The organism is Streptomyces sp. NPDC060184 (assembly GCF_042728795.1).
Classification (GTDB): domain Bacteria; phylum Actinomycetota; class Actinomycetes; order Streptomycetales; family Streptomycetaceae; genus Streptomyces.
On record NZ_JBHWYX010000043.1, the window covers coordinates 1 to 24,993 of the forward strand.

The following is a 24,993-nucleotide window of genomic DNA, read 5'->3' on the forward strand; positions in this document are numbered from 1 at the left end:
CGCCATGCCCGCCGCCCCTCCCGCGCTCCCCGGGTGCGTACGCTCAACCGCCCGCCGTGAGCACCTCGGAGAGGTCCTTCGCCGTCTGCTGGAGGATCGGGACGATCCGTTCCGTCGCCGCCTCCGTGACCCGTCCGGCCGGCCCCGAGATGGAGATCGCGGCGGCGGTGGGGGAGTCGGGCACGGCGACGGCCAGACACCGCACCCCGATCTCCTGCTCGTTGTCGTCGACGGCGTAACCGGCCTGGCGGACCTGCTCCAGCGCCTCCAGGAAGCCGTCCGGCGTGGTGATGGTCTTCTCGGTGGCGGCGGGCATCCCGGTGCGCGCCAGCAGCGCGCGTACCTCCTCCGGCGACGCGTGCGCCAGCAGCGCCTTGCCGACGCCCGTGGAGTGCGGCAGCACCCGGCGGCCGACCTCGGTGAACATGCGCATCGAGTGCTTCGAGGGCGCCTGCGCGACGTACACCACCTCGTCGCCGTCGAGCAGCGCCATGTTGGCGGTCTCGCCGGTCTCCTCCACCAGGTGCTGGAGGTAGGGCCGCGCCCAGGTGCCCAGCAGCCGGGACGCCGACTCGCCCAGGCGGATGAGCCGGGGGCCCAGGGCGTAGCGGCGGTTGGGCTGCTGGCGTACGTATCCGCAGAGCACCAGGGTGCGCATCAGGCGGTGGATGGTGGGCAGCGGCAGCCCGCTGGTCGTGGAGAGTTCGCTCAGGCCCACCTCGCCCCCGGCGTCCGCCATCCGCTCCAGCAGGTCGAAGGCGCGCTCCAGGGACTGCACCCCACCGCTGGGAACGACGGTCCTGGAGTCGGAAGTGCTGGCGTCGGACGGCGGCACGTCAACGTTCCTTTCGAAGCGGGAGGCAAGGTAGCAGCGTACCGGGACGGTCGCGGTCCGCGCACTGCTCGTGGCACGACGTATCTGCCGGTCAGAGGGGGTGCTTCCGGCTGCCGCGGGCAGGTCCCGGGGGTGTGTGCGGGACATCGGCCGGCCCGGCGCGCCTTCCGGAGCACGGAAGCCCGATTCTGTTTCCCGGAAGTTTCCGCCGGTTTTCGCGTGCCCGTGGGGCGGCACCGGCGTAGGTCGCTCCGGCGGCGGAGGGGGCTTGACGGAGCGGAAACCCGCGTGAAGACTCCTTCAACAGTTCGTTGAAATCGCTGAGGTGTCCCGACGCAAGCGGAGCGAGGAGCACGGGTGTTCGGTGCGGACGTGCGGAAAGACCTGAACGCCGACGGGGACGAGGACGGGCCCGCGCACGCCGGGCTGCTCCTGCGCTCGACCCGTGTCGTCACCCCCACCGGGACCCGACCCGCCGCGGTCGCGGTCTCCGGCGGGAGGATCGAGGCGGTCCTCCCGTACGACACCCCGGTCGCCCCGGACGTCCGGCTGGAGGACCTCGGCGACCGGGCCCTCCTCCCCGGGCTCGTGGACACGCACGTGCACGTCAACGATCCGGGGCGCACCGAGTGGGAAGGCTTCTGGACCGCCACCCGGGCTGCGGCGGCCGGAGGCATCACCACCCTCCTCGACATGCCGCTCAACTCCCTCCCCCCGACCACCACCGTCGCGAACCTCAGAACCAAGCAGCGGGTCGCCGCCCCCAAGGCGCACGTGGACACCGGCTTCTGGGGCGGTGCGATCCCGGCGAACGCCAAGGATCTGCGCCCGCTCCACGAGGCAGGCGTCTTCGGGTTCAAATGCTTCCTCTCCCCGTCCGGCGTCGAGGAGTTCCCACACCTGGACCAGGAGGGGCTGGGGCGCTCGCTGGCCGAGATCGGGGGCTTCGGCGGGCTGCTCATCGTCCACGCCGAAGACCCCGGACACCTGGACACCGCCCCGCAGCGCGGCGGCCCCGCGTACGCCGACTTCCTCGCCTCGCGCCCAAGGGCCGCCGAGAACGCGGCGATCGAGGGGCTGATCGCCCACGCGAGACGGCTGGACGCCCGCGTCCACGTCCTGCACCTCTCGTCCGGCGACGCGCTGCCGCTGATCGCCGCCGCCCAACGCGAGGGCATACGCGTCACGGTGGAGTCCTGCCCGCACTTCCTCACCCTCACCGCCGAGGAAGTTCCGGACGGCGCGACCGAGTTCAAATGCTGCCCGCCCATCCGGGAGGCCGCCAACCAGGACGCGCTGTGGCAGGGCCTCGCCGACGGGGTGATCAGCTGCGTCGTCTCCGACCACTCACCCTGCACCACCGACCTCAAGACGCCCGACTTCGCCTCCGCGTGGGGCGGCATCTCCTCCCTCCAGCTGGGACTGCCCGCCCTCTGGACCGAGGCCCGCCGACGCGGCCACTCGCTCGACGACGTGGCGCGCTGGATGTCCACCGGCCCCGCCCTGCTCGCCGGGCTCGACCGGAAGGGCGCCATCGAACCCGGCCGTGACGCCGACTTCGCCGTACTCGACCCCGAGGCCGGCTTCACCGTCGACCCCGCCGGACTCCACCACCGCAACCGGGTCACCGCCTACGCGGGCCGGACCCTGAACGGCGTCGTCACGTCGACCTGGCTGCGTGGCGAACGGATCTTCCACGACGGCGTGTTCACCGAACCCTCCGGCCGCCTCCTCGAAAGGAACCACTGACCATGACGGAGTCCGTGCCGCCGCGCTGGACCGGAGACGCCCTCCCCTACGCGGGCGGCGATCCGTACGCCGACTACCGCACCCCGGGCCCCGCCGGATTCCCCTTCGGCCACCTCGTGGACCTCGCCGGACGGCAGCTCGGCGCCGGGGTGATCGCCGCCAACGACGAGTTCTTCGCGGAGCGGGAGAACCTGCTGAAGCCGGGCCCCGCCGTCTTCGACCCCGAACGCTTCGGGCACAAGGGCAAGATCATGGACGGCTGGGAGACCCGCCGCAGGCGCGGGGCGAGCGCCGACCGCCCGCACCCCGAGGACGACGACCACGACTGGGCGCTCGTACGGCTCGGCGCCCCCGGCATCGTCCGGGGCCTGGTCGTCGACACCGCCCACTTCCGCGGCAACTACCCCCGCGCCGTCTCCGTGGAGGCCACCGCACTGCCGGGCTCGCCCTCGCCCGAGGAACTGCTGGCGCCGGACGTGAAGTGGACGACACTGGTGCCCCGTACGGAGATCGCCGGCCACGCCGCCAACGGCTTCACGGTCGCCGCCGAACAGCGCTTCACCCACCTCCGCGTCAACCAGCACCCCGACGGCGGCATCGCCCGGCTGCGGGTCCACGGCGAGGTCGCCCCCGACCCCGCCTGGCTCACCGCGCTCGGCACCTTCGACCTGCTGGCCCTGGAGAACGGCGGACAGGTCGAGGACGCCTCGGACCGCTTCTACTCCCCGGCCACCAACAGCATCCAGCCGGGCCGCTCCCGGCAGATGGACGACGGCTGGGAGACCCGCCGCCGCCGGGACCGGGGCAACGACTGGATCCGCTACACGCTGCCCGCGCAGGCGGAGATCCGGGCCGTCGAGATCGACACCGCCTGCCTCAAGGGCAACGCGGCGGGCTGGGCGGCGCTCTCGCTCCGCGACGGGGCGGACGGAGCCGACGGGGCGGCCGGATCCGACGGGGCGGGCGAGGCGTGGACCGAGTTCCTGCCCCGGACCCGACTCCAGCCCGACACCAACCACCGTTTCGTCCTGGAGACCCCGGTCCGCGCCACCCGGGTGCGCATCGACATCTTCCCGGACGGCGGGATCTCCCGGCTCCGCCTCTTCGGCTCCCTCACCGAGGCCGGGGCGAGGCGGCTGGCGGCCCGTCACCAGGAGCTCGGCGGCTGAGCCGGAGGCCGTCCTGGGACGGCGGGCGGTCCGGGGCCCCCGGCGAGGTCACTGTGCCGCGGGAAGGAGGGCGCTTATGGAGGGGTCGATCGTGGCCCCCTGGACGCATGCGTCGTCGAAGGCGGTCAGCTTGAGGGTGCGATTCTCGGCGAACAGCCAGTCCTCCATGACCAGGCTCCAGCCGAGCTTCTTGAAGACCGACTGCGTCATGGTGATCGTGCCGTCCTTGGCCTTCTTCGTCTGCTCCGTCGGGGACTTGGCCCAGCCGCGATCGATCAGCGCGGCTGCCAGGGCGTCCGTGCGCTCCGTGTCCAGGGTCTTGGCCTTCTCGAACGCCCGGTAGCTCACGGAGCACTCCTGCAGCGAGCCGGGCCGGGGCTCCGCTTCCGTGCGGGCCCAGTCCGGATCGTTCGGCGGGGCGCCCACGCCGGCGGTGATCCTGTTGAGCACCACGCGCATCTTCGCCCGGGTGACCGGCCCGGAGTCCTCCACCCCCGGCGCGTCCATGACGGTGGCGGGAACCGCTTCCTCCTTCCGGTCGGCTCCGTCGCCGCCGCAACCCGAGACACCCAGCACCACGGCCACCGCACCGGCGGCAGCCCACCCCACTCTGCTCACGTACGTCCCCCCTCAGGGCACGAGGCCCATCCGCCCCGCGCGTCGAGGAAGTGTGCCACGGGCCACCGACGTTCCGCGGGCAGGGCCGCCCGAGCCAGGTGAGGCGGTGACGAGAGGCGGCCCGGTGCGCCCGGAAGGTTCGGTACGGGGCGGTATGTCACCCTGGTCGCGGTGCCGTCCGGGCCTCCGGCGCCCGGCGGCGCCTCCCCGTACGTCCCGACCAGGAGCAGCCATGATCTTCATCGCCGTCAAGTTCACCGTCCTCGTCGCCGAGCGCGACAACTGGCTCCCCGCGATGGAGGAGTTCACCCTCGCCACCCGCTCCGAGCCGGGGAACCTGTTCTTCGACTGGTCGTACAGCGTGGAGAACCCGAACCAGTTCGTCCTGCTCGAAGCGTTCGCGTCGGCGGAGGCGGGCGAGGCGCACGTGAAATCCGCCCACTTCCAGGCGGCCGTCAAGACGATGTCGTCCCTGGTCGCCGAGGTCCCCGAGATCGTCAACGTCGAGGTCCCCGGCGAGGGCTGGTCCCGGATGGCGGAGGTCGCCCCGGTCAATCGGTGAACGGAGTGTGGCCGGTGGCCGGTGGCCGGTGGCCGGTGACTGGTGACCGGTGGCCTGCGGCCGACGGTGCGGGCGGCGGGTCAGAACTCCTCGTGGTCGTCCGGGTCGCCGCCGAACCGGTGCCTGCTCCCCGAGCCGATCCGGTCCAGCTGGTCCGGCGTCAGCTCGAAGCCGAACAGGTCCAGGTTCTCCCGCTGCCGCCCCGGATCCGCCGACTTGGGGATCGGCACCACCCCCAACTGGGTGTGCCACCGCAGGACCACCTGACCGGGCGTCACCCCGTGCTCACGGGCGATCGCCACGGTCTCCGGTGCCTCCAGCACCTCGCGGCCCCGCGCCAGCGGGCTCCACGCCTCCGTCACGATGCCCTTCGCCGCGTGCACCTCCCGCAACTCGTCCTGGGGGAGCAGCGGATGCAGCTCGATCTGGTTGACCGCGGGCACCACCCCGGTCTCCCGCTCCAGCCGGTCGAGCTGCGCGGGAGTGAAGTTCGAGACGCCGATGGAGCGGACGAGACCGTCCTCGCGAAGCTTGATCATCGCCTTCCAGGTGTCCACGTACTTGTCCACGCGCGGCAGCGGCCAGTGGATGAGATAGAGATCGACGTACTCCACGCCGAGCGCGGCCCGCGACTCCTCGAAGGAGGCAAGCGTCTCCTCGTAGCCGTGATGGCGGCCGGGCACCTTGGTGGTGACGGTGACCTCCTCGCGCGGCACGCCGCTGCGGGCGATGCCGCGTCCGGTGCCGCGCTCGTTGCCGTAGTTCTTCGCCGAGTCGACGAGCCGGTAGCCGAGGCCCAGCGCCCCGGCGACCGCCTTCTCCGCCTCCTCGTCGTCCAGCGGGTACGTGCCGAGACCGACTGCCGGGAGGGTGCGGTGGTCCAGCAGGGGGAGCTGGGGGACGGCGCTCATGATCGTCCTTCCGTGATCTGCGTGTGTGATCCGTACGTGCGTGATCCGTATGTCCGCGGTCCGCGGTCCGAATCCGCGGTCCGCGGTCCGAATCCGCGGTCCGAATCCGCGATCCGTACGGTCCCGCCAGCGTAGGACGCCCCGTGGTTCCGGGCAGGTCGCGGCGGAAGGAGCCCGTGCGGGGCGGGGGAGCGGTGCACGAGGGCGGGGCGAACGGGTGACCACGGGCCGGGACGCGGGTTCCGCGCGGGGGCGGCGCCCGGTAGCGTGAGCCGGCCGTGTGCGAGCCAGCGAGGTCTCCACGCTTGTTTCCGCCGTGGAGAACCCAGGAGTGCCAGGTGTCCGCTGTCGTCGTGCCCGCCGCCGCCCCGTCCCGCCCCGCCTGGTCGACCGACCTGCCCGTCCTGGCGGTCGCCGTCGTCTGGGGATCGAGCTACCTCGCCGCCAAGGGCATCACCACCCCGGGGACCGTCGTCGCGGTCCTCGTGCTGCGCTTCGCGATCGTGCTGCCCGTGCTGGTCGTCGCCGGAGCGCGCGGACTGAAGGCCCTGACGGCGGCCCAGTGGCGGGGCGCCGGGCTGCTCGGGCTGATCCTCAGCGGGATCTTCCTGCTGGAGACGTACGGAATCGTGCACACCTCGGCCACCAACGCCGGGCTCATCATCAGCCTCACCATGATCTTCACCCCGCTCGCGGAGTCGGCCGTCACCCGCACGCGGCCCACCGGCCGCTTCCTCCTCGCCGCCGGGCTCTCCGTCCTGGGCGTGGTGCTGCTGACCCAGGGAGGAGGGTTCACCAGCCCGTCCGGCGGTGACCTGCTGATGCTGCTCGCCGCCCTCGCCCGTACGGTCCACGTCCTGGCGATGGCCCGGATCAAGGCCGTCCAGTCGGCCGACTCGCTCTCCCTGACCACGGTCCAACTCGGCGGCGCGGTAGCCGTCTTCGCCGTGCTCGCCACCATGCCCGGGACCGGCCCCGCGCCCTGGACGGTGGCCGCCGGATTCGATGCCGGCGAGTGGGCCGGACTGCTGTTCCTGGCCGCCTTCTGCACGCTCTTCGCGTTCTTCGTGCAGATGTGGGCGGTCCGGCGCACCTCGCCGTCCCGGGTCAGCCTGCTGCTCGGTACCGAACCCCTGTGGGCCGCCGCCGTCGGTATCGCGATCGGAGGCGAGCGCCTCGGGGTCCTCGGGGCGGCGGGCGCCGTGCTGGTCCTGGCCGGAACGGCGTGGGGGCGGCGCGGCGCACAGGCCTGAACCGGCCATCCGCAACCGCGTCCCGGGAACGGGAGGGTTGGACCGCCCGGCGGTGAGGTAGGGACTCGCACGGGGGCCGGGCCGCTCCCGCCGCCGGCCGGGGTACGCACCCGGCCGACGCCCGGACCTCCGAAAGGAACCGCAGTGACCACCGACGCGATACTGGATCTGGGCGCACTCGGCGAGGCGTTCACCCGGGACCCGTACCCCTGCTACGCCGAACTCCGCGCCCGGGGACCGGTCCACCGGGTTGTCCTGCCCGGCGGCACCCCCGCCTGGCTCGTGGTGGGTTACGAAGCCGGGCGCGAACTCCTCGCCGACCAGCGGCTGTCCAAGGAGTGGCGGAACGCCTCGCCCCTCCTGAATCTCCATCAGATGACCGCCGGTCCGTCGATGCTCAGCTCCGACGCGCCGGACCACACCCGGCTCCGCAAGCTGGTGAGCCGCGAGTTCACCCCGCGCCGGATGGAACAACTCGTGCCGCGCGTGCAGCGCATGACGGATGATCTGCTGGACGCGATGCTGGCGGAGCCCGGCCGCGCCACCGACCTCGTCGACGCACTGTCGTTCCCGCTCCCCATGGCGGTGATCTGCGAGCTGCTCGGCGTGCCCGACATGGACCGGGTGAGCTTCCGGGAGTGGTCCAACACCGCCCTCTCCTCCACCGACGCCGAGGCGCGCCGTACCGCCGTCACCTCGATGAACGCCTACATCGCTGTGATGCTCGACGACAAGCGCAAGCAGCCGGGCGACGACCTGATGAGCGCGCTCATCCACACAGCCGACGAGGAGGGGGACCGGCTCTCCGGCGACGAACTGGCGGGAATGGCGTGGCTGTTGCTCGTCGCCGGACACGAGACCACCGTCAACCTCATCACCAACGGGGTACTCCACCTCCTCTCCCACCCCGACCAGCTGGCGGCCCTGCGCGCGGACCCCGGGCTGCTCGGCAACGCGGTGGAGGAGATCCTGCGCTACGACAGCCCCGTCGAGACCCCCACGTTCCGCTTCACCACCGGGCCGCTCGACGTCGGCGGCGAGGTGATCCCGGGCGGCGGCGAGCTCGTCCTCGTCGCGTTGGCGGACGCCAACCGGGACCCCGCCCGCTTCGAGGGCGCGGAACGCTTCGACATCACCCGCGACGCGCGCGGCCACGTCTCCTTCGGCCACGGCATCCACTACTGCCTCGGCGCACCGCTCGCCCGCGTCGAGGCGAGGGTGGCGATCGGCTCGCTGCTGGCGCGCTGCCCCGGACTGCGGCTGGACACCGGTCCGGAGCAGCTCACCTGGCGCACGGGGATGCTGATCCGGGGCCCCGAGCACCTGCCGATCGCCTGGTAGGGGACTTCCGGCACACGCCCTGGTGCCGGGCCCGGCACCAGGGCGTGTCCGGTCAGCCGCCGGGGATCTCGGCGAGCGCCACCGGGCGCCGCTCCCGCCGTGAGCGCTCGCACGCCTCCGCGATCCGCAGCGCCGCCAGGGCCTCCCGGGCGTCGCACGGGTTCGTCGCCCGGCCCGCCGCCAGCCGGAGGAAGGCGTCGAGCTCCGCCTCGTACGCCGGGGCGAACCGCTCCAGGAAACCGGGCCAGGCCTTCAGCGGCGCGTCAGGGCCGCCCGGTTCCACCGAGGTGAGGGGCGTGCGGTCGTCCAGGCCCACCGCGATCTGGTCCAGATCGCCCGCAAGCTCCATCCGCACGTCGTACCCGGCACCGTTGCACCGGGTCGCCGTGGCCGTCACCAGGGTCCGGTCGTCCAGGGTCAGCAGGGCCGCGGCCGTCGACACGTCCCCCGCCTCGCGGAAGGCGGCCGGTCCCGCGTCCGACCCGGTGGCGTACACCTCGGTCACCTCCCGGCCGGTCACCCACCGCACCATGTCGAAGTCGTGGATGAGGCAGTCGCGGAAGAGCCCGCCGGAGAGCGGGAGGTACGCGGCGGGCGGTGGAGCGGGGTCGGAGGTGACGGCCCGTACCGTGTGCAGCCGGCCCAGCCTGCCCTCGCGGACCGCCTCGCGCGCCGCGCGGTACCCGGCGTCGAAGCGGCGCATGAAACCGAGCTGGAGGACCGAGCCCGCGGCCTCCACCTCCGCCAGCGCGGCGAGCGTCCCCGGCAGGTCCAGGGCGACCGGTTTCTCGCAGAACGCGGGCAGCCCCGCCCGCGCCGCCCGGCCGATCAGACCGGCGTGCGCGGCCGTCGCCGAGGCGATCACCACCGCGTCCACCCCGCCCGCGAACACCTCGTCGACCGTCACCGCCCGCCCGCCCGTACGCGCCGCTGCCGCAGCCGCCCGCGCCGGGTCGGCGTCCGCGACCAGCAGCGACTCCACCGCCGGATGACGGCTCAGCGCCACCGCGTGGAAAGTACCGATACGTCCCGTTCCGACCAGTCCGATACGCATGGCCTCACCGTGGCGTTCGCCCTGTCGCCGTGTCAAGCACGCGCAAAGGCCCCGCACCCCGCTCCACAGCCCTCTGCCACCTGGGAAATCGCCCGTGCGGCCGGACGACACATTCATGTGCCCGGGCCCTGCCGGGTGCCGCCCGTCGAACCTCGGGGATACTTGGGCAGCCGGGCCGGGACTCCACACGTCCGCGGCGCACCAGACGGCACAGTGAGCGGCACAAGAAGGGCACGGCTTCGTGGCAAGGGTTCGGACAGGGGTACGCGCGATGGGCGCCGTGCTGGCAGTGGTGCTCGGGGCCTCCCTCGCGGGATGCAGCAGCACCGGCGGCAGGCGGGCGGAGGAACGCGCGGCAGCATCCCAGGCCGCCTCCGAGGGTCATTCGGCCGTGAACACGCCCCGCTGGACGTTCGCCATGATCACCCACTCGGGTGACGGTGACACCTTCTGGGACATCGTCCAGAAGGGCGCCAAGGAGGCGGCGGGCAAGGACAACATCAACTTCCTGTACTCGCACAACGACGAGGCGCAGCAGCAGGCGCAGCTCGTCCAGGCCGCGATCGACAAGAAGGTCGACGGGATCATCGTCTCGCTCGCCAAGCCCGAGGCGATGAAGGACGTCGTCGCCAAGGCCACCGCGGCCGGGATTCCGGTGATCACCGTGAACTCCGGCTCCGCCGAGTCCAAGGCCTACGGCGCGCTCACCCACATCGGCCAGGACGAGTCGATCGCCGGCGAGGCGGTCGGCGACGAGCTGAACACGCGCGACCGCAAGAACGTCCTCTGCGTCCTGCACGAGCAGGGCAACGTCGGCCACGAGCAGCGCTGCGCCGGTGTGAAGAAGAACTTCGAGGGCAAGACCACCAACCTCTACGTCGACGGCACCAACATGCCGGACGTCCAGGCGTCCATCGAGGCGAAGCTCCAGACCGACAAGAGCATCGACGCCGTCGTCACCCTCGGCGCCCCCTTCGCCGACGCGGCCGTGCAGGCCAAGAACTCCGCCGGCAGCGACGCCGAGATCGACACCTTCGACCTGAACGCCAAGGTCGCCGCCGGCCTCAAGGCCAAGACGCTCGGCTTCGCCGTCGACCAGCAGCCCTTCCTCCAGGGCTACGAGGCCGTCGACCTGCTCTGGCTCTACCGCTTCAACCGCAACGTCCTCGGCGGCGGCCTGCCCGTCCTCACCGGCCCGCAGGTCATCACGGCCGCCGACGCCGACGAACTCGCCGAGTACACCGCCCGGGGCACCCGATGACGGGAACCGGACAGCCCACGGCCCCCGCCCCGGCCTCCGGCAGCACCGACGAACGGCTGCTGCGCACCTCACCGCTGCGCAGGCTCCTGGGCCGCCCCGAGCTGGGCTCGGTCGTCGGCGCCCTCGCCGTCTTCCTCTTCTTCGCCGTCGTCGCCGACAGCTTCCTCCAGCTGTCCAGCTTCGGCACCGTGCTCTACGCGGCCTCCACCATCGGGATCATGGCCGCGCCGGTCGCGCTGCTGATGATCGGCGGGGAGTTCGACCTCTCGGCCGGCGTCATGGTGACCAGCTCGGCTCTGGTCTCCTCGATGTTCAGCTATCAGATGACCGCCAACGTCTGGGTCGGCGTCTTCGTGTCGCTCCTGGTCACCCTGGGCTTCGGTGCGTTCAACGGGTTCATGCTGACCCGGACGAAGCTGCCGAGCTTCATCATCACGCTCGGCACCTTCCTCATGCTGACCGGCCTCAACCTCGGCCTCACCAAACTCATCAGCGGCACCGTGTCGACCAAGGCGATCGGCGACATGTGGGGCTTCGACTCCGCCCACGCGGTCTTCGCCTCGCAGCTCACCCTCGGCAGCGTCGAGCTCAAGGTGACGATCCTCTGGTGGCTGGGCCTGGTCGCCGTCGCCACCTGGATCCTGATCCGCACCCGGTTCGGCAACTGGATCTTCGCGGTCGGCGGCGACGAGAGCGCGGCCCGCGCGGTCGGCGTCCCCGTGATCCGTACCAAGATCGGCCTCTACCTCGGAGTGGCCTTCGCCGCCTGGGTCTCCGGCCAGCACCTGCTCTTCAGCTTCGACGTGGTCCAGTCCGGCGAGGGCGTCGGCAACGAGCTGATCTACATCATCGCGGCCGTCATCGGCGGCTGCCTGATCACCGGCGGCTACGGTTCCGCGGTCGGCTCGGCCGTGGGCGCCATCATCTTCGGCATGACCAGCAAGGGCATCGTCTACGCCGAGTGGAACCCGGACTGGTTCAAGTTCTTCCTCGGAGCGATGCTGCTCCTGGCCACCCTGCTCAACGCATGGGTACGCAAGCGCGCGGAGGCGACGACATGACGGCCCCGGCCCCCCGGACGACGAGCCCCCAGGCGCTGGTCCAGCTCGACCACGTCAGCAAGTACTACGGCAGCATCAAGGCGCTGACCGACGTGTCGCTGGAGGTCCACGCGGGTGAGATCACCTGCGTGCTCGGTGACAACGGCGCCGGCAAGTCCACCCTCATCAAGATCATCGCCGGGCTGCACCGGCACGACGAGGGCGTCTTCCGGATCGAAGGCGAGGAGACCACCCTGGTCAACCCGCGCGACGCCCTCGACCGGGGCATCGCCACCGTCTACCAGGACCTCGCCGTCGTCCCGCTCATGCCGGTCTGGCGCAACTTCTTCCTCGGCTCGGAGCCGACCACCGGCTCCGGCCCCTTCAAGCGCCTGGACGTCCGGCTGATGCGCGAGACGACCCGCGCCGAACTGCACCGCATGGGCATCGACCTGCGCGACGTCGACCAGCCGATCGGCACCCTCTCCGGCGGCGAGCGGCAGTGCGTGGCCATCGCACGCGCCGTCCATTTCGGCGCCAAGGTCCTCGTCCTGGACGAGCCGACGGCGGCGCTCGGCGTCAAGCAGTCCGGAGTCGTACTGAAGTACGTCGCCGCCGCCCGGGACGCCGGACTCGGAGTGGTCCTCATCACGCACAACCCCCACCACGCCTACCTCGTCGGCGACCGGTTCGTCCTCCTCAAGCGCGGCGCGATGGCCGGCAGCCACACCAAGGGCGACGTCACCCTCGACGAGCTGACCCGGCAGATGGCGGGCGGCAGCGAGCTCGACGAGCTCAGCCACGAGCTGGAGCGAGCCCCCGCGCCGACCTCCATCGGCGGCCACCCGGTGGACGACGACACCGAGTGACCGGGCGGCGACCCGGCCGCGGCCGGAACCGCCGAGGCGGCTGTGGGCGGACGGCAGTGGCAGAATCGATCGAGGTGGGCGCCGTCCGCCGCCGGTGGCACTGACCCGCCGGCCACCCCAGACACCGCAGGGACGATGAGCACGTACCGCGACTTCACCCACCGCGGCTCCGCCCGCGCCACCGTCCTCAAGACCGTCGGTACGAGGGAGCGGCGCTCCCACCTCACGGCGCCCCGCGTGCCCACCGTCGGCATCGACATCGGCGGCACCAAGGTCATGGCCGGCGTCGTCGACGCGGACGGCAACATCCTGGAGCAGCTGCGCACCGAGACGCCCGACAAGTCCAAGAGCCCCCGGGTCGTCGAGGACACCATCGTCGAGCTGGTGCTGGACCTCTCCGACCGCCACGACGTGCACGCCGTCGGCATCGGCGCGGCCGGATGGGTCGACGCGGACCGCTCCCGGGTGCTCTTCGCCCCGCACCTCGCCTGGCGCGACGAGCCGCTGCGCGACGCCCTCGCCTCCCGCCTCGTCGTCCCCGTCATGGTCGACAACGACGCCAACACCGCCGCCTGGGCGGAGTGGCGCTTCGGAGCCGGACGGGGCGAGGACCACCTGGTGATGATCACTCTCGGCACCGGCATCGGCGGCGCGATCCTGGAGGACGGGCAGGTCAAGCGGGGCAAGTACGGCGTGGCCGGCGAGTTCGGGCACATGCAGGTCGTCCCCGGCGGCCACCGCTGCCCCTGCGGAAACCGCGGCTGCTGGGAGCAGTACAGCTCCGGCAACGCGCTGGTCCGTGAGGCCAAGGAGCTGGCCGCCGCCGACTCCCCGGTCGCGTACAACATCATCGAGCGCGTCAAGGGCAACGTCCCGGAGATCACCGGGCCGCTCATCACCGAGCTGGCCCGCGAGGGCGACCCGATGTGCATCGAGCTGTTCCAGGACATCGGGCAGTGGCTCGGCGTCGGCATCGCCAACCTCGCCGCCGCGCTCGACCCCTCCTGCTTCGTCATCGGCGGTGGCGTCAGCGCCGCCGACGACCTGCTGATCAACCCCGCCCGGGACGCCTTCAAGCGCCAGCTCACCGGCCGCGGCTACCGCCCCGAGGCCAGGATCGTCCGGGCCCAGCTCGGCCCCGAGGCCGGCATGGTCGGCGCCGCCGACCTCGCCCGGCTCGTCGCCCGCCGCTTCCGCCGCGCCAACCGCCGCCGGGTCGAGCGGTACGAGCGCTACGCGCAGATCTACGACCAGGCCGCGAGCACGCTGCGCAGCACGCGGAGCGCCCGGACCGGCGACTGACCGCCGGGGCCCGCCGGGAGGGGCCCTCCCGCCCGGCGGGCCCCGGCCGCCCCGTACCGAAACCCGCCCGCGCACCCAAGCTCCCAGGGAACCGAAGATCATGACCGCAGCCGAGCATCCGCGTTCCGAGGGAACCGCGATCGCCGACGCCGCCGAGCAGCCCGTGGTGCCGCGCCAGTGCGCGCCGGGGGACGGCGAAGCCGCGCCCGATCCGCGCCGGGTCTTCCGCAGACGGCTGATCACCGCGACGATCATCGTGCTGCTGATCGGCATCCCGGCCGGGTACCTGCTGGTCTCGGCCGGTCAGAGCCGTGACTCGGGCAAGGACAAGGAGGCCGAGGCCGCCGCCCAGGGGCTCCGTGCGAGCTGGCCGTCACGGATGCAGCGACGGATCTTCGAGGTACCCGTACCGGGGAACGCGACCGGAGTGCAGTACTACGAGACCAACAACTGGAAGGCGAGCCGGATGTACCTGAAGTTCCGGACCACCTCCGCCGGTCTCGACCGTTTCCTGAGCGGCGTGGGGACCGACCGCGCGGCCCTGAAGACCGGGAAGATCACGATCTCCCAGCGGGACATCCGGATCACGGACTGGAACTTCTGGTCCGGCGCGTCCTGGGCCGGGACGACGCACCGGAACAAGGACCCCCGGCCCACCCAGAACATCACCGTGAACATGACCGACCCGGCGTCCCCGGTCGTGTACGTGGTCTCCGCGGCCACGCCCTGAGGGGCCATGACCGTGATGTCGGCGACGAGGCCGAGGAATGTGACCTCGGCCTCGCGGCGGTCGCATGCGTCACCACGCACCGATCGCTCTCATGCGTCATGCCGCTGATGGTCTCCGAAGCAATGCTGTGGGTGGCAGCGCACGGCCTTGCCAGACTTCAACCTCCGCAAGCGAGGGCTGCCCGACCTGGATGCGAAGAACCCGCATGGCCCGGATCAGCTCGGACGGCGTGACGATCAAGTCCGGGTCGCAGCCGAGAATGCCCTCGATGGGCTGCTGCAGATGCACACGCCGTCGCCGGTTGAGGCGCCTCAGTCGCGGTCGCAACGCTCGCTGCCGTGAGTGCAGCATGCAGCTCGGCGTGACTCGGGCGCGAACTCACAGGGAGGTTGTTGCGGTGAGTCACGTGAACCCATGTTGCAAGAACGCATCGGCAGGCAGCGCCTCTGATCTGCGAGGACAAGAGTTGTTCTTGCCGTTCCGTGCGACTTTGTCCGCCGGTACGGGCCAACTGCGCGCAGCGTCGGCACTGGACGGCAGCGCCGCGCCGGCGCTGCTCCCTGGATGCGAGAACCTTCCTGGGCGCCTCCCCTCCATCGGCCTCGAAGGTGCGGAGCGCCAGTAGATGTGAAGTTGTCAGGCGGGCGGCGGAGCCGTGCTCTCCCGCAGGACGAGCCGCGTCGGTACGAGCGTCGTACCGTGCCCGGGGCCGCTCTGCCGCATCTGGTGCAGGACGCCCTCGACGCAGCGGCGGCCCACCTCGGCGAAGTCCTGGTGGACGGTGGTCAGCGGAGGCAGGAAGGAACCGGCCTCGGAGATGTCGTCGAAACCGACGACGGACACGTCCCCCGGCACGCTCCGCCCGCGCTCGTGCAGGGCGCGCAACAGGCCGAGCGCCATCTGGTCGTTGGCCGCGAACACGGCGGTGCACTCCGCCTCTTCGGCGATACGGAGCCCCGCCCGGTACCCCGACTCCGCCGACCAGTCGCCGCGTACGAGGGGCGGCAGAACCCTTCCCTCGTCCTCCAGCGCCGAGCGCCAGGCGTCCGCCCGGCGCTGCGCGGCGTAGGAGCCCTCGGGGCCCGCGAGGTGCCAGACGGTGCGATGGCCGAGGCCCAGCAGGTGGTGGACGGCGTCCCGGGTGCCGCCCGCCTGGTCGGTGTCGACGACGCTGTAGCGGTCCCCGGCGTCGGAGTCCGCGACGACGACCTTCACGTGCGGCGGCAGCGAGAGGCGCGCCTCGTCGAGGAGGTGGACCTCCATGATGACGATGGCCGCGTCGATGGCGAGTTCACCGAGACGCGAGAAGGCGCCCCGCACCTCGTCCTGGGTGGGGACGGCGACCGGCAGCAGGGTGACCGCGTACCCCTCCTGGGCGGCCGAGGTCGCGATGGCCTCCAGGGTCCGCACGTTGCCGGTGGTGGAGAGCGTGAAGGTGATGACCCCGATGGTGCGGAACTCGCCGCGCTTGAGCGCGCGCGCCGCGCTGTTGGGGCGGTAACCGAGGTCCCTCATCGCGGCGAGGACCTGCCCGCGGGTCTCCTCGTTGACGCCGGGGAAGCCGTTGGAGACGCGGGAGACCGTCTGGGAGGACACCCCCGCGACCCGGGCCACATCCGCCATCGAGACGGTTCTGCGCCGCTTCGGACTTCCGCCCCCGGGGGCCGGTCCGGCCGGGAACGTGTCTGCGCCCGGGGGGCGTTCGCCTGCTTCGTCCACCGTCTCCCTCATCGGATGTCGCCTTCGTGTACGGCTCTTGACCGCCCATCTGGGGGCAGTGTAGACATGCCGCCACCGGATGTTTACGTAAACATAATGCCAGTCGGGCCGTCGGGGCGAGCCCGTTCACCTGCCGGAACGTGCGCGTGAACGTCCTTTCCGGTCCGGTGAAGCACGAGCGAGGGGCGCGAGATGACGACGCTGCAACCGCCGGCGGCCACAGGGGCCCGCCCGGCCGGACCGCCGGTGACGCGGCCCCGCCGCTCATGGGCGGGATGGGGGTTCATCGGCCCCTTCGTGCTCGTCTTCGCCCTGGTCTTCCTGGTGCCGATCGGATACTCGGTGTATCTGAGCCTGTTCCGCACCCAGTTGATCGGCGGCACCACGTTCGTCGGCTTCGACAACTACCAACAGGCGCTGCAAGACCCGCAGTTCTGGGACGGAGTCGCCCGCGTCGGACTCTTCCTCGTGGTCCAGGTGCCGATCATGCTCGGCATCGCGCTCTTCGTCGCGCTCGCCGTCGACAGTGGCCGCCTGTACGGCAAGGAGTTCTTCCGGATATCCGTCTTCCTGCCCTACGCCGTCCCCGCCGTCGTCGCCACCCTCATGTGGGGCTTCCTGTACGGCCCCCGGTTCGGCCTGGTCGGCGACATCAACGACGCGTTCGGCCTGCACCTGCCCGACCCGCTCTCCTCCCAACTGGTCCTCGCCTCGATCGGCAACATCGTCACCTGGGAGTTCGTCGGCTACAACATGCTGATCTTCTACTCGGCGCTGCGCGTGGTCCCGCACTCGCTCTACGAGGCCGCCGAGATCGACGGCGCCGGCCCGTGGCGGGTCGTCGCCGCGATCAAACTCCCCGCGATCCGGGGCGCCCTGGTCATCGCGACGATCTTCTCCGTCATCGGCAGCTTCCAGCTCTTCAACGAGCCCGCCATCCTGCAGAAGCTCGCGCCGAACACCATCACCACCGACTACACCCCGAACTACTACACGTACTCGCTGTCCTTCTCCGGCCAGCAGCACAACTACTCGGCGACGGTCGCCATCGTCATGGGCGTGATCACCATGGTCGTCGCCTACGTCGTCCAACTGCGCGGCATGCGCAAGGAAGCGTGAACGTGATGACGACGAGCAGTGCGACCGAGACCCCCCGACCCACCGCGACTCCACAGCGTGCCGCCGCGCCGCGCCTGCGCGCCCCGCGCCGCGCCCACACCCCGGGCCGCCCCCGGCGCAGCGTCCTGCTGACCGCCGTCACGGGCGTGGTCCTCGTCTACAGCCTGCTGCCGCTGGTCTGGCTGGTCATCAGCGCCACCAAGTCCCAGACAGGGCTGGCCCGTTCCTTCGGGCTCTGGTTCGACGGCGACTTCGCCCTGTGGGACAACCTCAGCCAGACCTTCACCTACCAGGACGGGGTCTTCGGCCGCTGGCTCCTCAACACCCTCCTGTACGTCGTCGTCGGCGCGGGCGGCGCCACCCTCCTGGCGGTACTCGGCGGCTACGCGCTCGCCAAGTTCCAGTTCCCGGGCAAACGCGCCGTGTTCGCTGTCGTCATCGGCGCGGTCGCGGTACCGACCACCGCACTCGCCGTCCCGACCTTCCTGCTGTTCAGCAAGATCGGCCTGACGGACACCCCGTGGGCGGTCATCATCCCCTCACTGATCTCGCCGTTCGGCCTCTACCTGATGTGGGTGTTCGCCACCGAGGCGGTACCCGCCGAACTGATGGAAGCGGCCCGCATCGACGGAGCGGGCGAACTGCGCACCTTCTTCCAGGTCGCACTGCCGCTGCTCGCCCCGGGCACCGTCACCGTGCTCCTCTTCACCACGGTCGCGACCTGGAACAACTACTTCCTGCCGCTGATCATGCTGAAGGACCCCGACTGGTACCCGCTGACCCTCGGCCTGGACGCCTGGAACAAACAGGCCGCCACGGCCGGCGGCGAGGCCGTCTTCAACCTGGTCGTCACCGGCTCGCTGCTCACCATCGTGCCGCTGATCGCCGCCTTCCTGCTGCTCCAGAAGTACTGGCAGTCCGGGCTCGCCGCCGGAAGCGTCAAGGAATAGCCCCGGGCAACGCACGCGCGCACGTCGCGCGGGTGCCGCCCGGCCCCCTCTCACCGTCCGCACGCCATGTCGACCCACGAGGAAGTGGAAATACCGCCATGTCCCAGCACTCCCGCCGCCTGTTGCGCGGCCTCGGTCTCGTCTGCGCCCTGGCCCTGGGGGCGACCGCCTGCGGTGGCTCCGACGACGACTCCGGCCAGAAGCAGGTGGGTTCGTCCGACATCCAGGCCGCGCTGCAGAAGGGCGGCACCGTCACGGTGTGGGCCTGGGAGCCCACCCTGAAGCAGGTCGCCGAGGACTTCGAGAAGAAGTACCCGAAGGTCGACATCAAGCTGGTCAACGCGGGCACCAACAACGACGAGTACAAGGCGCTGTCCAACGCCATCTCGGCGAAGAAGGGCGTCCCCGACGTCGCCCAGCTGGAGTACTACGCGCTCGGCCAGTACGCCCTGACGAAGGAGGTCGCCGACCTCAAGGCGTACGGCGCCGACAAGCTGGCCGACTCGTACTCGCCCGGACCCTGGAACTCGGTGACGACCGGCGGCGGTGTGTGGGGCCTGCCGATGGACTCCGGGCCGATGGCGCTCTTCTACAACAAGAAGGTCTTCGACGAGTACAAGATCGCGGTGCCGACGACCTGGGACGAGTACGTCGAGGCCGCCCGCGCCCTGCACAAGGCGAACCCGAAGGCGTACATCACCAGCGACCTCGGCGACGCCGGTCTGACCACCAGCCTTCTCTGGCAGGCCGGTTCGCACCCGTACAAGGTCGACGGCACGAAGGTCGGCATCGACTTCACCGACGCGGGCGCCGTCAAGTACACCGACACCTGGCAGAAGCTGATCGACGAGAAGCTCGTCTCGCCCATCGCGGGCTGGAGCGACGACTGGTACAAGGGCCTGGGCGACGGGACCATCGCGACCCTCCCGATCGGCGCCTGGATGCCCGCCAACTTCGCCTCCGGCGTGAAGGACGCCGCCGGTGACTGGCGCGTCGCCCCGCTGCCGCAGTGGGAGAAGGGTGCGAACGCCAGCGCCGAGAACGGCGGCAGCTCGCTGGCCCTGCCCGCGCAGGGCGAGAACAAGGAACTCGCCTACGCGTTCGTCGAGTACGCCAACTCCGGTGCGGGCGTGCAGACCCGCGTCGCCGACGGCGCGTTCCCGGCGACCACCGCGGACCTGAACTCCAAGGAGTTCCAGGACACCGCGTTCCCGTACTTCGGCGGCCAGAAGGCCAACGAGATCTTCGCCGCCTCCGCGAAGAGCGTGCCCAGCGGATGGAGCTACCTGCCGTACCAGGTGTACGCCAACTCGATCTTCAACGACACCGTCGGCAAGGCGTACATCTCCTCGACCAAGCTGTCGGACGGGCTGAAGTCGTGGCAGGACAAGTCGCTCGCCTACGGCAACGAGCAGGGCTTCACCGTCGAGAAGTAGCACCCGAGGCCGACCACGTCACCTCTTCTCAACCCCGGCCTGTGGAAGGACGCGCATGACCTCCCCCCGCATCACCCGTTTCCCGTACGCGAAGGGCCCCGACGGCACCAGTCGGCTCGGCTACGGCGCCGACTACAACCCCGAGCAGTGGCCGCGGGAGGTGTGGGAGGAGGACGTCCGGCTGATGCGCGAGGCCGGGGTGAACGTCGTCTCGCTGGCGATCTTCTCCTGGGCCAGGCTCCAACCCACGCAGGACAGCTGGGACTTCGACTGGCTCGACGAGGTCATGGACCTGCTGCACGCCGGTGGCATCGGCGTCGACCTCGCCACCGCCACCGCGTCCCCGCCCCCGTGGCTGACCACCGCGCACCCGGAGATCCTCCCGGTCACCGCCACCGGCGAGACCGTGTGGCCCGGCGCGCGACAGCACTGGCGCCCCACCTCGCCGGTCTTCCGGAGCCACGCACTGCGCCTCGTACGGGAGATGGCGGCCCGCTACGCGGACCACCCGGCCCTCGTCGCCTGGCACGTCAGCAACGAGCTGGGCTGCCACAACGTCTACGACTACTCCGACGACGCGGCCCGCGCCTTCCGGGACTGGCTCCGCCGCCGCTACACCACGCTCGACGCCCTCAACCACGCCTGGGGCACCCACTTCTGGTCCCAGCGCTACAGCGACTGGCAGCAGGTCCTGCCACCGCGCCTGGCGGCCTCGCACCCCAACCCGACCCAGCAGCTCGACTTCAAGCGGTTCTCCTCGGACACCTTGAAGGAGTACCTGCTCGCCGAGCGCCAGATCCTCGGCGAGATCACCCCCGGCACCCCCGTCACCAGCAACTTCATGGTGATGAGCGGAATGAAGGGCATGGACTACGCCGACTGGGCCGACGCGGTCGACTTCGTCTCCAACGACCACTACGCCACCACCGGACCCCGCAGCCGCGACGAACTCTCCTTCTGCGCCAACCTGACCAGCGGAATCGCGGGCCACCTCCCGTGGTTCCTCATGGAGCACTCCACCAGCGCGGTCAACTGGCAGCCCATCAATCTGCCCAAGAGAGCTGGCGAGTTGGCGCGCGACTCGCTGCTGCACGTCGCCCACGGCGCCGACGCCGTCTGCTTCTTCCAGTGGCGCCAGTCCGCGGCCGGTGCCGAGAAGTACCACTCGGCGATGGTTCCGCACGCCGGAGCCGACAGCCAAGTCTTCCGTGACGTCGTGGAGTTGGGGCGCACCCTTGAGGCGCTCGCACCTCTCGCCGGGAGCGAGCGCGAACCCGCCCGGGTGGCCATCCTCTTCGACTGGGACTCCTGGTGGGCCAGTGAGCAGGACTCGCACCCCACCTCCCTCCTCGACTACCACCGCGAGGCCCTCGACTGGTACTCCGCGCTGCTGAGCCTCGGCGTCCGCGCCGACGTCGTACCCGCGCACCGCACCGGTCTCGCCCCGTACGACGTCGTGATCGCCCCGGTCCTGCACGTCGTGCCGCAGGCACTCGCCAAGGAGCTCACCCGCTACGTCGAAGGCGGCGGGCACCTCGTCACCACCTACTTCTCCGGCGTCGTCGACGAGAACGACCACATCTGGCTCGGCGGCCACCCCGGTGCCCTGCGCGACCTGCTCGGCATCCGCATCGAGGAGTTCGGCCCCCTGCTCGACGGGGACACGGTCGAGGTGGACCTCGACGGCGGCTCCGGCGCGGACGGGGCCTCGGGCGAAACGGGTGGCTCCGATCCGTGCGGGGCCCCTGCGTGGGAAGGCGATGCCGTACCCGGCGGCGGACGCGCCACGACCGGCACACTGTGGACCGACCGGATCGACATCACCGGCCCCGACGTGGAAACCCTCGCCCGCTACCGCACCGGAACGTACGCCGGTCGCCCAGCCGTCACCCGCCGCCGCCCCGCGGACAGGGGCTCGGCGACGTACGTCTCCACCCGCCTGGGCATCGACGGCCTCGCCGCACTGCTTCCCCGGCTGCTCGCCCCGGCCGGAGTGACGGGCGAACTGCCCGAGGCGGCCCGGGGAACGGTCGAGCAGGTCGTACGACACGACAGCTCCGCCCGCTACGTCTTCCTGGTCAACCACGGCGACGCGCCCGTCCCCCTGCCCGGAGTGACCGGCGAGGTGCTCGTGGGACCGCCGTCCGGCGAGGAACTCGTGCTGCGGCCCCGGGAGGTCGCCGTACTGCGGCAGCCCACGCCGGGGGCGAGCCCGTCGCCGCACATCGGCTGACGGACACGTGCGGGGCCCCATGTCTTTGGTCAAGCGTGTGGTTCACCATGAGGGCATGGATGACCAGGGTGGGGCCCCGGTGTCGGTGTGGCGGGTGGGTGGGGCAGCTCGCGTGGCGGGCCATGCGATCCCGGCTGTCGTGGGGGTGAAGGCGCTCTTCGGGTGGGCGGGGTGGGTTTCCTCTCCGGGAGCCGAGACGGCACGGACGGCCGGCCTGTGGTCGGGGCTGGCCGTCGGTGTCGCGTTGTTCTTCTGGTGGGCGATCCTCAGGGTCCGGCTCGAGGTCGGCCCTGACGGGATCGTGGCGGTCAACCCGTGGGGGACCCACCGCCTGGGGCTGGACGAGGTGGCTTCGGTCCGGCTTGGTGCGTGGGGTGCGGAGTTCCGTCACGGAGACGGCTTCACGACCACGGCCTATGCGCTGAGCGAGCTGGCCGCGGGAACCTTTCAGGGCCGACGCTTCGCGGAGCTACAGGCTGTTCTGAAGGCGAATCCCGACTCCTCGTCGCAGTGACGCCTGGCAGGGACCGCTGTCAGGAGTTGGCCGGCCGGTGTTCGTCAGAGGGTGGTCCTCCGGCAGTTTCCCGATCCCCGAAGGCGGGCCCGAAGGCGGGAGGCCCTCTTGCGGAGCCATGCAGTCGGCAACGGGGGAGTAGCTGTGCTTCGCAGGTGAGGGCGGCGGTACCGGTTCCGGCCCGTCGGTTCACGGCGCGCCGGAGACCAGCCCGGCCCGGTAGGCGAGGACGACCGCCTGGACTCGGTCGCGCAGGGCGAGCTTGGCCAGAATCCGCGAGACGTAGGTCTTCACCGTCTCGGGGGTGATGTACAGCGCCGCCGCGATCTCCGCGTTCGACAACCCTTCGGCCATCTGGCGGAGCACATCCAGTTCGCGGGGCGTCAACGCGCGGACGATGTCCTGCCCGGCCGGCCGGGAGGTGTCGGAGGGGCGCAGGTGCTCGGCGTAATGGCCGATGAGATGCCGGGTGACGGCGGGGGCCAGCAGGGCCTCGCCGCGGGCAACGGTCCTGATGCCGTTGACCAGTTCCGCGGGCGGTGCGTCCTTGAGGAGGAAGCCGCTGGCACCGGCGCGCAGCGCGTCGTAGACATGGGCGTCGACGTTGAAGGTGGTGACGACCAGCACCTTCGGCGGTTTCCCGGAGCCGGGTCCGGTGCCGGAATCGGTTCCTGTGCCGGAATCGGGTCCGGAGTCGGGTCCGGCGAGTCGGCGGGTCGCCTCGATGCCGTCGAGCAGGGGCATCCGGATGTCCATCACCACCACGTCCGGGCGAAGCCGCCGTGCCGCCTCGACCGCCGCGTGCCCGTTCTCGGCCTCGCCGACGACCTCGATGTCGGGCTGGGCCGAGAAGATGGTGACGTAGCCGGTCCGCACCAGTTCCTGGTCGTCGCAGACGAGCACGCGGATCGGTGGGGGCGCATCGCTCACAGGGCTTCTCCGGTCACTCTCGAACGGGCTCGGGCCCGGGCACGGGCACGGAGGGAATCGTGGCACGGACCTCGAATCCGCCCTCCGGCCGGGGTCCGGCCTCCAGCTCACCGTCGAGCATCCGTACCCGTGTCCGTAGCCCCATCAGCCCTCGTCCACCCTCGGGCCCCGGCTCACGGCGGGCCGGTACGGCGGCCGGTGGAGAGGTAGTCGGGGCGGCAGTCGGGGCGACGGGAACGGGGCCGTCGGTGATCACCCCGATCTCGACGCGGTCCCCGCCGTGCCGGACCAGGACCCGAGTAGGCTGCCCGGCCGCGTACTTCATCGCGTTGGTGAGCGCTTCCTGCACCACCCGGTACGCGGCCAGCTCCACGTCCACGTTCCGGGGCCGCCGCTCACCCCGCTCGCTGAACTCCACCGGCTGACCCGAGCTGCGGGCCTGCTCGACGAGGTCTTCCAGCCGGCCGAGGGCAGGGCCCCGGTTCCCGTACGCGGAGCCCTCCCGGCCGGGGGCGCCGGTCGTGGGGCTCGCGGTCACCGACCCGGTATTCGCTGGGCCGGTGGTCGCGGACTCGCCCGTTGCCTCCAACACGCCGAGCAGATAACGCAGTTCCGTCAGGGCGCGGCGTCCGGTGTCGCTGACGGATGCCATTCCCGCGGTGGCGCGTTCCGGCGCCGACGCGATCAGGAACTGCGCGGCGTCCGCCTGCACCACCATGGCCGTCACATGGTGGGTGACCACGTCGTGCAATTCCCGGGCGATCCGCGCCCGCTCGGCGGCCGTGGCCACCTCACCGGCCAGCCGCCGCCGCTCCGCCTCCTCCGCGCGCCGTCTGCGTACGCCGCTCCCCGCCAGCCACACCACGGCCAGCACCAGGTAGAACGCGAGATAGTCCGTCACGTCACCAGGTGAGCCGAGCCGGTGCAGGACGACCGTCAGCACCGCGTAACCCGCGCTCGCCACGCCCGCCGAGCCCCGGCGGAAGCGGACCAGGTGGGCTCCGGCCGAGTACAGCGCCAGATACAGGCCCACGCTGGCGAACGTGGTCGTGAAACCCAGGGCCTGGTGCAGGGCGCACGCGACGGCGACGACCGCGAGACAGCTCGCGGGCAGGCGGCGGCGCGCCGCGAGCGGCAAGGTCTGGGCCAGGATCAGCCCGCAACTCAAGCCGTTCGCCGGTCGTTCGGGCAGATCGCCGATCTGGGCTCCGATGCCCGAGAGCGTCGGCACGAAGGCCAGCAGAGCGAGCGCCAGGGCAAGGGCCCCATCCGTGAGGAAGGTGTCCTGCTCCCTCCACCGAGAGATCGTTGCCCGCAACCAAGGTGCGAAGAACCGCAACTGACGGTCCACCATGCGCGTGTTCGCCTCTCTTCTCTTGCTTCTTGCTCCGGTGTCCC

22 protein-coding genes are annotated in these 24,993 nt (G+C 71.3%); 15 read left to right on the forward strand and 7 right to left on the reverse strand.

What is annotated here, in order from left to right; genetic code table 11:
- Window positions 1-43: 43 nt before the first annotated feature.
- Window positions 44-835, reverse strand: coding sequence for an IclR family transcriptional regulator (locus ACFWEE_RS25150; RefSeq protein WP_386892338.1), 792 nt, complete (start codon window positions 833-835; stop codon window positions 44-46).
- 372 nt (window positions 836-1,207) lie between these two features.
- On the opposite strand from ACFWEE_RS25150, the gene allB reads away from it, so the two are divergent.
- Both allB and alc read left to right on the forward strand, forming a co-directional pair.
- Window positions 1,208-2,584, forward strand: a complete 1,377-nt coding sequence (gene allB, locus ACFWEE_RS25155; RefSeq protein WP_386892340.1) for an allantoinase AllB — start codon at window positions 1,208-1,210, stop codon at window positions 2,582-2,584.
- Between the two features lie 2 nt (window positions 2,585-2,586).
- Window positions 2,587-3,753 carry an allantoicase gene (gene alc, locus ACFWEE_RS25160; protein WP_386892342.1) on the forward strand — a complete coding sequence of 389 codons (1,167 nt, stop codon included), beginning with the start codon at window positions 2,587-2,589 and terminating at the stop codon, window positions 3,751-3,753.
- Between the two features lie 48 nt (window positions 3,754-3,801).
- Here alc and ACFWEE_RS25165 read toward each other — a convergent pair whose 3' ends face one another.
- On the reverse strand, window positions 3,802-4,371 hold the full coding sequence (locus tag ACFWEE_RS25165; protein WP_386892344.1) for a hypothetical protein: 570 nt from the start codon (window positions 4,369-4,371) through the stop codon (window positions 3,802-3,804).
- A gap of 232 nt (window positions 4,372-4,603) precedes the next feature.
- On the opposite strand from ACFWEE_RS25165, the gene ACFWEE_RS25170 reads away from it, so the two are divergent.
- Entirely contained in the window at window positions 4,604-4,933 is a 330-nt protein-coding gene (locus ACFWEE_RS25170) for a putative quinol monooxygenase (RefSeq protein ID WP_386892345.1), read from the forward strand.
- Between the two features lie 80 nt (window positions 4,934-5,013).
- On the opposite strand, the gene ACFWEE_RS25175 is transcribed toward ACFWEE_RS25170, so the two are convergent.
- Window positions 5,014-5,844 (reverse strand): aldo/keto reductase, encoded by an 831-nt coding sequence (locus tag ACFWEE_RS25175; RefSeq protein WP_386892346.1) that lies wholly within the window; start codon window positions 5,842-5,844, stop codon window positions 5,014-5,016.
- A gap of 338 nt (window positions 5,845-6,182) precedes the next feature.
- On the opposite strand from ACFWEE_RS25175, the gene ACFWEE_RS25180 reads away from it, so the two are divergent.
- Window positions 6,183-7,097, forward strand: coding sequence for a DMT family transporter (locus ACFWEE_RS25180; protein WP_386892348.1), 915 nt, complete (start codon window positions 6,183-6,185; stop codon window positions 7,095-7,097).
- 144 nt (window positions 7,098-7,241) lie between these two features.
- The gene (locus tag ACFWEE_RS25185) at window positions 7,242-8,438 is read left to right on the forward strand and encodes a cytochrome P450 (protein WP_386892349.1); all 1,197 of its coding nucleotides are present in this window, start codon (window positions 7,242-7,244) and stop codon (window positions 8,436-8,438) included.
- 52 nt (window positions 8,439-8,490) lie between these two features.
- Here ACFWEE_RS25185 and ACFWEE_RS25190 read toward each other — a convergent pair whose 3' ends face one another.
- The gene (locus ACFWEE_RS25190; RefSeq protein ID WP_386892351.1) at window positions 8,491-9,492 is read right to left on the reverse strand and encodes a Gfo/Idh/MocA family oxidoreductase; all 1,002 of its coding nucleotides are present in this window, start codon (window positions 9,490-9,492) and stop codon (window positions 8,491-8,493) included.
- Window positions 9,493-9,763: 271 nt separating this feature from the next.
- On the opposite strand from ACFWEE_RS25190, the gene ACFWEE_RS25195 reads away from it, so the two are divergent.
- The 5 genes from ACFWEE_RS25195 to ACFWEE_RS25215 all read left to right on the forward strand — a co-directional run bounded on the left by ACFWEE_RS25195 (window position 9,764) and on the right by ACFWEE_RS25215 (window position 14,694).
- Window positions 9,764-10,753, forward strand: a complete 990-nt coding sequence (locus tag ACFWEE_RS25195) for a substrate-binding domain-containing protein (protein WP_386892446.1) — start codon at window positions 9,764-9,766, stop codon at window positions 10,751-10,753.
- Complete coding sequence (locus ACFWEE_RS25200) at window positions 10,750-11,814, forward strand: ABC transporter permease (protein WP_386892353.1); 1,065 nt, start codon at window positions 10,750-10,752, stop codon at window positions 11,812-11,814. The genes ACFWEE_RS25195 and ACFWEE_RS25200 overlap by 4 nt, the downstream gene beginning before the upstream one ends.
- Window positions 11,811-12,662 carry an ATP-binding cassette domain-containing protein gene (locus ACFWEE_RS25205; RefSeq protein ID WP_386892355.1) on the forward strand — a complete coding sequence of 284 codons (852 nt, stop codon included), beginning with the start codon at window positions 11,811-11,813 and terminating at the stop codon, window positions 12,660-12,662. Before ACFWEE_RS25200 ends, ACFWEE_RS25205 begins: the two co-directional genes overlap by 4 nt.
- 135 nt (window positions 12,663-12,797) lie before the next feature.
- Window positions 12,798-13,964, forward strand: a complete 1,167-nt coding sequence (locus ACFWEE_RS25210; RefSeq protein ID WP_386892357.1) for an ROK family glucokinase — start codon at window positions 12,798-12,800, stop codon at window positions 13,962-13,964.
- Window positions 13,965-14,064: 100 nt separating this feature from the next.
- Window positions 14,065-14,694: a hypothetical protein gene (locus ACFWEE_RS25215; protein WP_386892358.1), complete on the forward strand. Its 630-nt coding sequence runs from the start codon at window positions 14,065-14,067 to the stop codon at window positions 14,692-14,694.
- A gap of 636 nt (window positions 14,695-15,330) precedes the next feature.
- On the opposite strand, the gene ACFWEE_RS25220 is transcribed toward ACFWEE_RS25215, so the two are convergent.
- Entirely contained in the window at window positions 15,331-16,317 is a 987-nt protein-coding gene (locus ACFWEE_RS25220; protein ID WP_386892359.1) for a LacI family DNA-binding transcriptional regulator, read from the reverse strand.
- A 288-nt stretch (window positions 16,318-16,605) separates the two neighbouring features.
- On the opposite strand from ACFWEE_RS25220, the gene ACFWEE_RS25225 reads away from it, so the two are divergent.
- The 5 genes from ACFWEE_RS25225 to ACFWEE_RS25245 all read left to right on the forward strand — a co-directional run bounded on the left by ACFWEE_RS25225 (window position 16,606) and on the right by ACFWEE_RS25245 (window position 22,665).
- Window positions 16,606-17,532, forward strand: coding sequence for a carbohydrate ABC transporter permease (locus ACFWEE_RS25225; protein WP_386892361.1), 927 nt, complete (start codon window positions 16,606-16,608; stop codon window positions 17,530-17,532).
- A 5-nt stretch (window positions 17,533-17,537) separates the two neighbouring features.
- On the forward strand, window positions 17,538-18,482 hold the full coding sequence (locus ACFWEE_RS25230) for a carbohydrate ABC transporter permease (protein ID WP_386892362.1): 945 nt from the start codon (window positions 17,538-17,540) through the stop codon (window positions 18,480-18,482).
- Between the two features lie 98 nt (window positions 18,483-18,580).
- Window positions 18,581-19,918: an ABC transporter substrate-binding protein gene (locus ACFWEE_RS25235; RefSeq protein WP_386892363.1), complete on the forward strand. Its 1,338-nt coding sequence runs from the start codon at window positions 18,581-18,583 to the stop codon at window positions 19,916-19,918.
- Window positions 19,919-19,973: 55 nt separating this feature from the next.
- A complete protein-coding gene (locus tag ACFWEE_RS25240) occupies window positions 19,974-22,151 on the forward strand; it encodes a beta-galactosidase (protein WP_386892365.1) in 2,178 nt (725 codons plus the stop codon).
- Between the two features lie 55 nt (window positions 22,152-22,206).
- Window positions 22,207-22,665 carry a PH domain-containing protein gene (locus ACFWEE_RS25245; RefSeq protein ID WP_386892366.1) on the forward strand — a complete coding sequence of 153 codons (459 nt, stop codon included), beginning with the start codon at window positions 22,207-22,209 and terminating at the stop codon, window positions 22,663-22,665.
- 189 nt (window positions 22,666-22,854) lie between these two features.
- Here ACFWEE_RS25245 and ACFWEE_RS25250 read toward each other — a convergent pair whose 3' ends face one another.
- Together ACFWEE_RS25250 and ACFWEE_RS25255 are read right to left on the reverse strand one after the other, a co-directional pair.
- Window positions 22,855-23,595: a response regulator gene (locus ACFWEE_RS25250; protein WP_386892367.1), complete on the reverse strand. Its 741-nt coding sequence runs from the start codon at window positions 23,593-23,595 to the stop codon at window positions 22,855-22,857.
- A 13-nt stretch (window positions 23,596-23,608) separates the two neighbouring features.
- Window positions 23,609-24,949: a sensor histidine kinase gene (locus ACFWEE_RS25255; protein ID WP_386892369.1), complete on the reverse strand. Its 1,341-nt coding sequence runs from the start codon at window positions 24,947-24,949 to the stop codon at window positions 23,609-23,611.
- Window positions 24,950-24,993: the final 44 nt, after the last annotated feature.

Bases quoted from the DNA above. Each gene is read 5' to 3' on its own strand.
- alc (WP_386892342.1), top strand. From the start codon at position 2,587: ATGACGGAGTCCGTGCCGCCGCGCTGGACCGGAGACGCCCTCCCCTAC.
- ACFWEE_RS25170 (WP_386892345.1), top strand. From the start codon at position 4,604: ATGATCTTCATCGCCGTCAAGTTCACCGTCCTCGTCGCCGAGCGCGAC.
- ACFWEE_RS25175 (WP_386892346.1), bottom strand. From the start codon at position 5,844: ATGAGCGCCGTCCCCCAGCTCCCCCTGCTGGACCACCGCACCCTCCCG.
- ACFWEE_RS25190 (WP_386892351.1), bottom strand. From the start codon at position 9,492: ATGCGTATCGGACTGGTCGGAACGGGACGTATCGGTACTTTCCACGCG.
- ACFWEE_RS25195 (WP_386892446.1), top strand. From the start codon at position 9,764: ATGGGCGCCGTGCTGGCAGTGGTGCTCGGGGCCTCCCTCGCGGGATGC.
- ACFWEE_RS25200 (WP_386892353.1), top strand. From the start codon at position 10,750: ATGACGGGAACCGGACAGCCCACGGCCCCCGCCCCGGCCTCCGGCAGC.
- ACFWEE_RS25205 (WP_386892355.1), top strand. From the start codon at position 11,811: ATGACGGCCCCGGCCCCCCGGACGACGAGCCCCCAGGCGCTGGTCCAG.
- ACFWEE_RS25210 (WP_386892357.1), top strand. From the start codon at position 12,798: ATGAGCACGTACCGCGACTTCACCCACCGCGGCTCCGCCCGCGCCACC.
- ACFWEE_RS25215 (WP_386892358.1), top strand. From the start codon at position 14,065: ATGACCGCAGCCGAGCATCCGCGTTCCGAGGGAACCGCGATCGCCGAC.
- ACFWEE_RS25220 (WP_386892359.1), bottom strand. From the start codon at position 16,317: ATGGCGGATGTGGCCCGGGTCGCGGGGGTGTCCTCCCAGACGGTCTCC.
- ACFWEE_RS25225 (WP_386892361.1), top strand. From the start codon at position 16,606: ATGACGACGCTGCAACCGCCGGCGGCCACAGGGGCCCGCCCGGCCGGA.
- ACFWEE_RS25230 (WP_386892362.1), top strand. From the start codon at position 17,538: ATGACGACGAGCAGTGCGACCGAGACCCCCCGACCCACCGCGACTCCA.
- ACFWEE_RS25235 (WP_386892363.1), top strand. From the start codon at position 18,581: ATGTCCCAGCACTCCCGCCGCCTGTTGCGCGGCCTCGGTCTCGTCTGC.
- ACFWEE_RS25240 (WP_386892365.1), top strand. From the start codon at position 19,974: ATGACCTCCCCCCGCATCACCCGTTTCCCGTACGCGAAGGGCCCCGAC.
- ACFWEE_RS25245 (WP_386892366.1), top strand. From the start codon at position 22,207: ATGGATGACCAGGGTGGGGCCCCGGTGTCGGTGTGGCGGGTGGGTGGG.
- ACFWEE_RS25255 (WP_386892369.1), bottom strand. From the start codon at position 24,949: ATGGTGGACCGTCAGTTGCGGTTCTTCGCACCTTGGTTGCGGGCAACG.